This is a genomic window from Nonomuraea bangladeshensis, from assembly GCF_039529455.1.
GTDB classification, from domain to species: Bacteria; Actinomycetota; Actinomycetes; order Streptosporangiales; family Streptosporangiaceae; genus Nonomuraea; species Nonomuraea bangladeshensis.
The window spans coordinates 65,487-74,796 of sequence record NZ_BAAAMV010000024.1 but is presented as its reverse complement, the minus strand read 5'-3'; the positions used below and the strand labels follow the sequence as shown (position 1 = coordinate 74,796).

The 9,310-nt window shown below is 69.0% G+C and carries 11 protein-coding genes; 6 read left to right on the top strand and 5 right to left on the bottom strand.

The genetic code is table 11. The features are described from left to right. Positions 1–13: 13 nt before the first annotated feature. From ABD292_RS47515 to ABD292_RS47505, 3 genes are all read right to left on the bottom strand, one after another. Complete coding sequence (locus ABD292_RS47515) at positions 14–433, bottom strand: pilin (RefSeq protein WP_344219848.1); 420 nt, start codon at positions 431–433, stop codon at positions 14–16. A 345-nt stretch (positions 434–778) separates the two neighbouring features. Further along, entirely contained in the window at positions 779–1,675 is an 897-nt protein-coding gene (locus ABD292_RS47510; protein WP_344219846.1) for a hypothetical protein, read from the bottom strand. 265 nt (positions 1,676–1,940) lie between these two features. Continuing rightward, positions 1,941–2,405 carry a hypothetical protein gene (locus tag ABD292_RS47505; protein ID WP_344219844.1) on the bottom strand — a complete coding sequence of 155 codons (465 nt, stop codon included), beginning with the start codon at positions 2,403–2,405 and terminating at the stop codon, positions 1,941–1,943. Positions 2,406–3,022: 617 nt separating this feature from the next. Between ABD292_RS47505 and ABD292_RS47500 the strand changes: the two genes are divergently transcribed. From ABD292_RS47500 to ABD292_RS47480, 5 genes are all read left to right on the top strand, one after another. Next, on the top strand, positions 3,023–3,961 hold the full coding sequence (locus tag ABD292_RS47500) for a hypothetical protein (protein WP_344219842.1): 939 nt from the start codon (positions 3,023–3,025) through the stop codon (positions 3,959–3,961). Beyond that, positions 3,961–4,899, top strand: a complete 939-nt coding sequence (locus ABD292_RS47495) for a TRM11 family SAM-dependent methyltransferase (protein ID WP_344219840.1) — start codon at positions 3,961–3,963, stop codon at positions 4,897–4,899. Before ABD292_RS47500 ends, ABD292_RS47495 begins: the two co-directional genes overlap by 1 nt. A 311-nt stretch (positions 4,900–5,210) precedes the next feature. After that, positions 5,211–5,486, top strand: coding sequence for a helix-turn-helix transcriptional regulator (locus ABD292_RS47490; protein ID WP_344219838.1), 276 nt, complete (start codon positions 5,211–5,213; stop codon positions 5,484–5,486). Between the two features lie 41 nt (positions 5,487–5,527). Further along, positions 5,528–5,854: a hypothetical protein gene (locus ABD292_RS47485; RefSeq protein ID WP_344219836.1), complete on the top strand. Its 327-nt coding sequence runs from the start codon at positions 5,528–5,530 to the stop codon at positions 5,852–5,854. Continuing rightward, positions 5,830–6,621, top strand: coding sequence for a tyrosine-type recombinase/integrase (locus ABD292_RS47480; RefSeq protein WP_344219834.1), 792 nt, complete (start codon positions 5,830–5,832; stop codon positions 6,619–6,621). Before ABD292_RS47485 ends, ABD292_RS47480 begins: the two co-directional genes overlap by 25 nt. Before the next feature lie 100 nt (positions 6,622–6,721). Here the strand turns inward: ABD292_RS47480 and ABD292_RS47475 are convergent, their stop codons facing one another. Beyond that, on the bottom strand, positions 6,722–7,762 hold the full coding sequence (locus ABD292_RS47475) for an IS630 family transposase (protein ID WP_344219832.1): 1,041 nt from the start codon (positions 7,760–7,762) through the stop codon (positions 6,722–6,724). Then, positions 7,728–8,264 (bottom strand): GNAT family N-acetyltransferase, encoded by a 537-nt coding sequence (locus tag ABD292_RS47470; protein WP_344219830.1) that lies wholly within the window; start codon positions 8,262–8,264, stop codon positions 7,728–7,730. The genes ABD292_RS47475 and ABD292_RS47470 overlap by 35 nt, the downstream gene beginning before the upstream one ends. Positions 8,265–8,323: 59 nt before the next feature. On the opposite strand from ABD292_RS47470, the gene ABD292_RS47465 reads away from it, so the two are divergent. Next, the gene (locus ABD292_RS47465) at positions 8,324–8,902 is read left to right on the top strand and encodes a site-specific integrase (protein ID WP_425565254.1); all 579 of its coding nucleotides are present in this window, start codon (positions 8,324–8,326) and stop codon (positions 8,900–8,902) included. Positions 8,903–9,310: the final 408 nt, after the last annotated feature.

Sequence of the window (9,310 nt, the reverse complement as noted above, 5' to 3'; positions counted from 1 at the left end):
TGGGGGCAGAGCATTACGCGCCCACGATGCCTTTGAGGATGGTCACCAGTAGCGGGGCCAGGGCGGCGATGCCGTAGCCGAGGGCGGCGTAGCGCAGGCCCTTCTTGGCGGCTTCGACTTCGCCGGGGTCGCCGCCGGCCAGGATGTAGCGCACTCCTGCGACGGTGAGGAACAGGGTGGCGAGTGCTACGAGGAGGCCGACGATGACGTTGCGCAGGTTGTCGATCACCGCGTTCAGCGAGGACGGAGCCGCTGCCGCGCTGACCGAGTCCAGGCCGGTGGCGTCGGCGTAGGCGGCGGCGAAGGCGACGGCATGAACGATCACGTAGTCGAGCAGGGTGCCCATGACGAGACCGCCGAGAACGACCAGAACGATGAGACAGATCTTGAGACTGAGGGCGTGCGGAGAAGTGGTGCGGCGTGGGCGGATCATGTGCTGCCTCCCAGAGCGGTGGAGCGGAGCGAGCGGCGGTCGCGGTCGCGGGCGGGCGACGGCGCGGGCCGCTGGTGCGGGCCGATGGTGGAGGGAGAGGGCGGCGCGGAGGTGCCGGGCCCGGCGGCGGGGCCGGGTGGGCGTCCTCCTTCGAGGTGCGGAGCGTGGGCTGGGCCGGGTGACAGGGACCGGTGACCAGGTACGGGTCCCGCTGCCGGGCTCGGCGATCTTCCGCGCTGCCTTCACTTGTCCAAAGACCAGGTCGAAGCGTCGAGTTAGGACATGGCGGCCAGCGGATTTTGCGTGGTGTTTGCTGGCGAACTCGCGCTGGCGCCGGTCCGATCGCTACAGGGTGCGCTTGAGAAGCGCCTGGTAGAGGGCGTTCTCGGCGCGCTGACGGCGCTTGAGCGTGGTGCAGTACAGCAGGCCGCGGTGGCGGCAGTAGGAGCTGAGTGAGATGCCCTCCAGCCGGGTCAAGCGGATCAGCTCCGCCTCATCCCGCGTGATGACCTCTTCGGCGACCGCGTGGGCGAGCAGCAGGTCGGGGTGGCCGGCCGGGTGGGTGAGTGCCTGCTGCCCGCTCTCGGCGCGGTCGAGCAGGTCGGGATCGGCCAGCGGACGCGGCGGCTGGATGGCCAGGGCCTGGAGCACGGCGAACTGTGTCAGCCGTGACAGCCGCAGCAGCGGGTGCGACCAGGCAAGGTTCACCCGGACCAGGGCTTCCATGAAGGCGGTCAGGACTTCGGCTTCCAGGTCTTCCTGGTCCATGCGGGCGAGCCGGTCCAGATGGCCGCTCTGTTCGGCGTGGGTCTTGTTGGTCAGGGCGGTGACGAGGCGGCCCAGCATGGGGCGGGCGAGTGCGACGGCGGCGACCATCCACGCGCCGCGGTGCGTGCGGGCCTGGGTGATGAGGTGCCGCCACACGTGGTCGCGGGTGGTGCGGGTGCAGGACGGGTGCAGCAGCAGGTGCCGTAGTTCGTCCAGCGGGATGAGCCGGGCGGGGAGCCCTTCCCCGAGCGCGGCTCCATCGACGGCCAGCGGTTGCGGGCCGCGCATGAGCAGCTCGAACGCGTGCCCGGCCACGTCCAGCGGCAGCGAACTCGTGGTCGTGACGGCCGAGGTAGTCGACGTGGTGGTGGTCGAGGTGGTGTCCGAGGAGAGACGGACCGAGGTGTGGCTGGGCGTGCTGTTGACGGTTGTGCTGGCGAGGTGTGCAGACAGGCTGGTCGAAGGGTGAGACATGGCGACGCTCCCGAGGGACGAGTTCGGTTCGGACGTCGCCATCCCGCCAAAGGCCCTGGGCAAGAACCGGACGAGAAATGATCAGACATCGGGCACGGCAAAGATCACACCAGTTTTGGATCACGTTTCAGAAGCAGGTCTGACCTGCGAAAACGCCGGAAACCTGCGGTCCGTGCCCGCCGATCGGAGCGAAGCCGCATCACGCGATTCTGCATGCGGAAACCGGCCTGACCTGCGGGAACAGGATGAGGTCGAAAATCTCGCGTCAAGATCGCGTCAACCGGTTGGACCTGGCTCGAACCGAGGGATCGCACCTGGCTTGGTCAGGAACCTTCGTCGCGGTCGTCCGGCCGGGTGATGGGCTGGCTGGTGCGAAACATGCGGGCCTCGTGCTGGACGCGGGTGATGACGGCCGAGACGGCCTCGGCCGCGCGACGGCCTGCCAGCTGGCGGGGATCTCCTGGGGCGGGTCCCGGTCGTCGATGATGAAGAGGGTCCCGTTGTCGGCGACGTGAGTGCGTACGCGCCAGCCAAGCCGGCGTCCGGCTGCTCGTGCGGCCCATCGCAGGTCGGCGAGCTCTCCCAGCTCGATCACCGCGTCGTGGGTGAGGATGAGCTGGCCGTAGAAGCCGCGGTACTCCGGTTTGAGACCGGCGGTCATCATCGCCTTGAGCTGGTCGACGAGCTTGGCGAAGCGGCGTTCGGCCAGCTCATCCTTCCGGTCTGCCATGTGAACCACCCCCGATGACACGGCTGGGACCGTGTCATCTCAACCTAGGCCGATGCTGCCGAGAGGTGGTGGCCAACCGGGATGAAGGCGGGCGACGGACACTGCCCGAAGGGTGTACGGCACGTGCACAAGAACGCTGTGACCTGCGGAAACGTCAGATCGAATGCGGGATCATCGGCGATGGTGGGGCGTATGTGCTGGCCCGGTGTGAAAGGCGGCCAGGCCAGCACATCCCCGAACGGACTGGGCCCCTCCAATGTCCAGCCCGCCCGTACGGGCCGGACCCGCCTCGGTATCCGACCCGCAAGCACACCAGTATCAGCGTGACAGGACGAATACGGAAGGTGAGCGGCGGAATTGAGATGCGGAGATGCGCTCTTCCCGATGGGGTACGTCCTCGAAGCCCTGGTGTTCACCGGAGGCTGCGCCCGTCCCTGCCAGAGGACGGGCGCGCAGAGAAGAGCAACCGGAGGTGTTCACGCGCACATGGCGGAGCCACATGGTAGCGGCAAGTACTTGTCGAACTTTTGCTTGACGGCCTGTCCTAACACAGGCTCTCGGGCCGGTATTTGGATCAGTGACAGGGATCGCTGACCCGGTACTCGGGCCACACCCACATGACCGAACCGACCACCACCTCTTCGTCCAGCACCTCCGCCCCAGCTACCGATCTCTTTCGGGAACTGTGCGTAAGCCGCGACGTGCAAGACCGTTCACGAGGGCATCTGCCGCTGACCGTGTGGCTGGCCGCAGCCGACACCGAAACGGCCGCCACCTGCCAGGCGGGTTGCTGCCACCCGGTCTCCGGTCCGCTGGCCCGTCATCTGATCGCCGCCTGCGCCCGCATGGGCGAGAGCGTCATCCATCTGGGCGCCACCGATCACCAGGTCATCTCGGCCGCGCTGACCGCGGGCTGCCTGCCGGTGGCCGTCTTCACCGACGCGGGTCGGGCGGGGGTGATCTGGACCCGGCTGGCGCGCACCCACCCCGGCTACGACCTGGAAGTCACCGACCTGCGCGTCACCGACCCCGCAGACGACGGGCCGTCAATGCTGGCCGACCTGGCGGGGAACGGCAGCCTGGTGGTGGCCGAGCGGCCCTGCCCGCAGCCGCTCGCCGCGGGTGGTCGGCCAGACTCCAGCGCTGAGGCGCAGGTCCTGGACCTCGCCGACGTGGCGGGGCTGGTGAAGCCGGGCGGGCATCTGGCCGTGGTGACCGGCCTGCACCGCGCCGGCCGCGTGGTCGATCCGCTGCCGGAGATCATCGCCCAAGCGTGTGAGGCGGGGCTGGCGTATCTGCAGCACATCATCGCCCTGCACCAGCCCGCTCGCGGCGAGCACATCGAACCGGACCACCTGCGTCACGGCCTGGCCACCCTCCAAGAACTTCCGGCATGTGCCGGACTGCCTGCCAGCACCCGCGTCCACTCGGACGTGCTGCTGTTCACCCGCCCACGAGGGCTCGCCGAGCCGCCAGAACCGACGACACCTCCGGCGGGCAGTACTGCTTCGCCAGTCGCTGCCAGGGGCGTTGCCCCGGTGGGAGGTGGTCGTTGATGGCCGAGGTGACGACGTCGGTGTGGACGACCGGGCAGCAGCCGTCGCGGGTGCAGCGGCGGGGCCGGTATCTGCCGGAGTCGATGGGGCATCCGGGCAAGATGCTTCCCTCGATCGCCGCTCGGGTGATCGGCACCTACACCCGGCCGGGGGAGCTGGTGGTCGATCCGATGTGCGGGATCGGTACCACCCTGGTCGAGGCCGCGCATCTGGGCAGGCACGTCGCGGGGGTGGAGTACGAGGAGCAGTGGGCGCGGCTGGCGGTCGCCAACCTCGCCCACGCCAGGAAACAGGGAGCCGAAGGGTTCGGCCGGGTGGTGGCCGGGGACTCACGCAACATCGCCCGGCTGCTGCCGGACCTGGCCGGGCGGGCGGCCCTGGTGCTCACCTCCCCGCCCTACGGCGCTCACACCCACGGGCACATCCGCTCCACGCGCGATACCGGCGAGCCGGGCGTGCGCAAGTGGAACCACCACTACTCGGCCGATCGTGGCAACCTCGCCCATCAGCAACTTCCGGCGCTGCTGGAGGGGTTCGGCCGCATCCTGGCCGGATGTAAGGAACTGCTGCGCCCCGGCGGGGTGGCGGCGATCACCGTGCGGCCGTATCGGGTGCGGGGCGAGCTGGTCGATCTGCCCGGCCACGTCCACCAGATCGCTCAGGAAGCCGGGCTGGTGCTCGCCGACCGGATCGTGTGCCTGCTGTGCGGGCTTGGCGACGGCCACCTCCTCAACCGAGCGTCGTTCTTCCAGCTCCACGAGGCACGCAAGGCATGGGCGCGCGGCCTGCCGATCCACGCCATAGCTCATGAAGACCTGCTCATCTTCCGCGCGCTTGCGGAGCCCGCGGGTTCACGGAGACCGAAGGATCTTCAGCAGGAACTCCAGGGTTCGTCGGGGGACATCTCGGGCCTGCGAGACGGCGGCGAGCCGGAGTAACACGTCAGTCGTCCCTGTTCCCGGCCCGGATTCGGGCCAGGAACAGGGGTTCGTGCCCTGACCTGCGGATTTCGCTACACGGGCCATGAAGGTGGGCGTCGATACCGCCGCCACCAACCCCGCCCCGCACCCCGGCATGCCGGGGCTGTGACCGCCCCGTCGTCCACGGGACGGCCGCCCCCGGCTCCGCGACGGGACGCGGGCGGGGCGGCGGCGTAGCGCCCACCACAGCCCGCACCTGCCGGACGGGGCCGCGCATCCCCGCGCGGTACGGATCGGCCCCTGTCCATCAACGCGCATGGAGGTGACACATGACCAGCACAACCCCGAACCAGCCCCTGCCCGCCGAGGCGATGGAGCGGCCGGAGGTGGTGAGCCTGCTGAGGGCCGGGCGGCTGCTCGGCATGGGCCGCACCAAGGCATACCGGCTCGCGAAAGCGGGCGAGTTCCCCTGCCGGGTGCTGCGCATCGGCGGCAGGTACGCCGTGCCGGTGCGCGGGCTGCGGGCGCTACTCGACCCGCCAGCAGAGCAAGTCGATCACACCGGGCCGGACAGCAGCAGCCACCCGGCAGGAAAGGAAGGATGACCACGATGGGCGCAACCTCAGACATCGCGTCTCAGACAGCCATGACGGCAGGGAGGGAGGCGAAGGTCGCCAAGGGCACCACGTTCAAGATCTGCGCCTGCGTCGACCCCGAGACCGGCAAGAACATCAGCAAGACCTGCCCGAAGTTGCGCACCGGCCACGCCAGTGGCGGCCGACGGTGGAGCTCAACGCACGGCACGTGGGCCTACCAGCTCGAGCTGCCCGCGCACGCCGACGGCAGGCGGCGCACCCCACTGCGGCGGCGCGGGTTCGCCACGCTGGAGGAGGCGGAGGCGGGCTGGATCACGCCCGCGGCCTGCTCGCCCTCGACCCCGACCCGGCGGTGCGCAGGCAGATCACCGCGCTGATGCTGTCGATGCTCAAGGACACCAAAAGCCTGCCCGACACCGAAGAGGTGCGGCGTAAGGTCCGCACTCGCCAAGACCTCAACCGGCACGTCACGGTCGCGGAGTGGCTGGAGGAGTTCCTGGGGCGCAAGCGCGCCATCGAGCCGACCACCAAACGCGCCTATGAGTCCCACATCCGGCTCTACCTGAAACCGTACCTGGGCGACGTCCGGCTGGACCGGCTGCGGGTGTCCGACATCGCGGGCATGTTCGATGCGATCGAGGAGTTCAACGACATCATCGCCACCGAACGCGCCAGCGGCGACCCCGCCCGCGTGCAGGCGGTGCGATACCGGCGTCCGGTCGGCCCGACGACGATGCACCGTATCCGGGCGACGCTGCGGCACGCGCTCAAAATCGCGATCCGGCAGGATCGGCTGCTGGACTTCAACCCCGCCGCTGTTGTCGAGCTCGCCGCGGTGACCCGGCCCAAGCCGGTCGTCTGGACGGAGGAGCGTGTCACTCAGCGGCGTGCCGACCATGCCGGCCATCTGGAGCGGCTCAAGCGGCTCAAGCGGGCCACGGGAGGCAAACGGGTTGACCCGGTCGCCGCCTACATCGGCGCGCCCCGCCCCTCACCGGTGATGGTGTGGACACCTCAGCAGCTGCAGCAGTTTCTCGCCTACGCACGCAACGACCGCCTGTTCGCGCTCTACCGGCTGTATGCGATGTGCGGGCTGCGGCGAGGGGAGGGCGTAGGAATCCGCAAGCCGGATGTCAACTACTAGTGCCGCATCAGGCAACGTTCGCCCTGTCGACTACTTCGCGGAGGCGTTCGTCGGCGGCGTGCTTGTTCCGCCAGATGATGTAGCGGCGGATCATGCTGCCCTACTCCTTGTGGCTGGCATGGTCGGTGCCGTCGAGGGCGAAGTAGCGCAGGGCGGTGAACTGAGCCTCGATGCGGTTGAGCCAGGAGCTGTTGGTCGGAGTGTAGGCGAGCTCGACGTTGTGGGCCGCGGCCCAGTCGCCGACCCGGGTGTCCTTCGTCGTGGTCAGGTGTGGGGAGAAGTTGTCGAGCACGATCGCGATACGGACCTCCGACGGGTAGAGGCTGCGCAGGTAGCGGCAGAATTCCAGGAACCTAGCGCGGTTCTTCCTCGGCTTGATGTGCCCGTAGAGCTTGTCCTTGCCAAGGTCGTAGGCGGCGAACAGGTGCCGGACCCCGTGCGGGCGGGTGTACGTCGCCCGCCGACGGGGCCGGGGCTCACGGTCGGGATCCTTGTGCTTCCCTCCGCGCTCGGCCCACTGCCGCCCAGGATGGGGCTGGAGGTTGAGCGGGCCGAACTCGTCCAGGCACAAGACGACTTTGGGCTCGCCGTCCTCGGGTATGACCTCGCCGTCGGCGATCGCGTAGAGGTGCTCCACGCGGGCCTTCTTGGCGGCGTAGTCCGGGTCACGGGAGGTCTTCCAGGTCTTTACGCGTTGAAAGGAGACGCCCTCCTCGCGGAGCAGGATGCGCAGGCCCTGGTGGCTGATGTCGTCGATCACCCCCTCGGCGACCAGGAAGTCGGCCAGCTTGGCCAGACTCCAGGTCGAAAACGGTAGGCCATGCTCGGCCGGCTTGGACTTGGCGATCTTCTTGATCTCGCGTCGTTCGGGGAGGGTGAAGGTCCTGGGCCGTCCGCCCTTGTACTTCGGGTAAAGAGCCTCGAAACCGTCGTCATTGAAGTTGTGGATCACATAGCGGACCCGGTCCGGACTGGTGAACGTCACCTCGGCGATCTTCGCTACCGACATGCCCTGTGTGGACAGCAGTACCATCTGCGCGCGCCGCCAAGTCACGACCGAGCCGGTGCGTCTGCGGATGATCCGCAGCAGCCGCCGGCCCTCGTCGTCATCGATCGCACGAACCCCTACTCGTTCCGCCACCCGCACAGCCTGGCGCTTCCCGATTGGGCGCACCAGCATTCTGCGCATGCGGCGTTGCAATGGCGCGGCCGCGCAGGGCCGCGGGGTGGCGCAGGGCCGCCCCGGGCAGGGGGACCATCCCGAAGCGGGCGTAGTAGGGCTGCAGCGGTGCGTCACACAGCAGGTCCACCGAGTAGAACCGTTCCGTGCCTTCCAGGATGCGGCGCATCAGCTCGGTTCCGATCCCCCGGCCCTGGTAACCGGGGAGGACCTCCAACCAGGGGATCGCCGCGGTGAGCACGCCATCACTGATCATGGTTACGAAACCGACGACGCGACCAGCGGTGCTGTCGATGGCCACCACCGCACGGAAGCTTCCGTGCAGCACCGCCAAGTGCTGCGCAGGCGAGGCTGGCCGCGGCCAGCCGACGAAGAACCCGCGCAGCATCCCCTCACCGACCTCGGCGATGTCATCGGTATAGCGGATCACGCCCAGCCCCCACGAAACGACCCTGATGATCAAGCAATACCTTACGCGTCACACGGGGCAAACATTGCCTGATGCGGCACTAGGCATCGCGGATCGGGATTCACTGGCAGATCACCCAGCTCGGCTGGGACCCGATCCAAGGGACACCGAAGACGGACTCCAGCGACCGCGAGATCGCCGTCGACGCCGAGAGCATGGCCTTGCTGAAGGAACACCACACGCGGCAGGCGAAAGAACGGCTGGCCGCGGGCGAGGACTGGGCCGAGTCGGGGTTCGTCTTCAGCGACGAGCTCGGCCGGCCGCTGCACCCCCAGCATGTGACCGATCGCTTCTACCAGATCTGCTACCAGGCCGGGCTGCCGCCGATCCGGCTGCACGACCTGCGCCATCTGGCGGCCACCGCGATGCTGGCGGCCGGGGTGGACATCAAGCTCGTGCAGGAGGCTCTGGGGCACAAGACCGCGTCCTTCACCCGCGATACCTACACCAGCGTCTACCCCGAAGCCGCCGCAGCCGCGGCCGAGGCGACCGCCGCGTTCCTGACCGGATCGCCGGTGCCCGCGCCCCGGCCGGTCCCACCCCGGCCGAGCACAACCCGAACCCGGTCCAACGCCGAGGTGGGACAGGCCGGTGGGTCAGTAGTGCCCCTGCCGACCAGGCCAACCAGCTAGCTGTATCGCCTCATCAGGGCAGGAAGGACGAGATGTAAGCGGAGGCCGGTCAGCCGCACAGGGGGAGCGGCCTCCGCTCTCTTCCACTTCTCATCGCAAGTCGGGTCCTTCGGGCGGGGATGATGCGCCCGGCCGCTGCTCGTGACCCACGGCGGACGCCTTCCCGAAGGCCGGGTCCGGCGGCAGCATCCTTGGGGAAGGCAGGCGCTTGCCGCCGGACGATTGCGGGGGTGGGCGGCCCCTCGCGTCACGGCCTCCGCTGCCGCGACGCTCTCCTCCCCGTAAGGGGCCGCCCTGGCGACGATCAGGCGGACGGGGGAACCCGCCGTGATCGCCTTCGGGAGGTGGCTGGCCGTTGTCCTCTTCCGGCCGGCCACCTTGAGGCGACCGCGTCCGCGCTCGCGCGTG

Coding starts and splice junctions, on each gene's coding strand:
- ABD292_RS47505 (WP_344219844.1), bottom strand. CDS start 2,405: ATGGCAGACCGGAAGGATGAGCTGGCCGAACGCCGCTTCGCCAAGCTC.
- ABD292_RS47510 (WP_344219846.1), bottom strand. CDS start 1,675: ATGTCTCACCCTTCGACCAGCCTGTCTGCACACCTCGCCAGCACAACC.
- ABD292_RS47500 (WP_344219842.1), top strand. CDS start 3,023: ATGACCGAACCGACCACCACCTCTTCGTCCAGCACCTCCGCCCCAGCT.
- ABD292_RS47515 (WP_344219848.1), bottom strand. CDS start 433: ATGATCCGCCCACGCCGCACCACTTCTCCGCACGCCCTCAGTCTCAAG.
- ABD292_RS47490 (WP_344219838.1), top strand. CDS start 5,211: ATGACCAGCACAACCCCGAACCAGCCCCTGCCCGCCGAGGCGATGGAG.
- ABD292_RS47485 (WP_344219836.1), top strand. CDS start 5,528: ATGACGGCAGGGAGGGAGGCGAAGGTCGCCAAGGGCACCACGTTCAAG.
- ABD292_RS47495 (WP_344219840.1), top strand. CDS start 3,961: ATGGCCGAGGTGACGACGTCGGTGTGGACGACCGGGCAGCAGCCGTCG.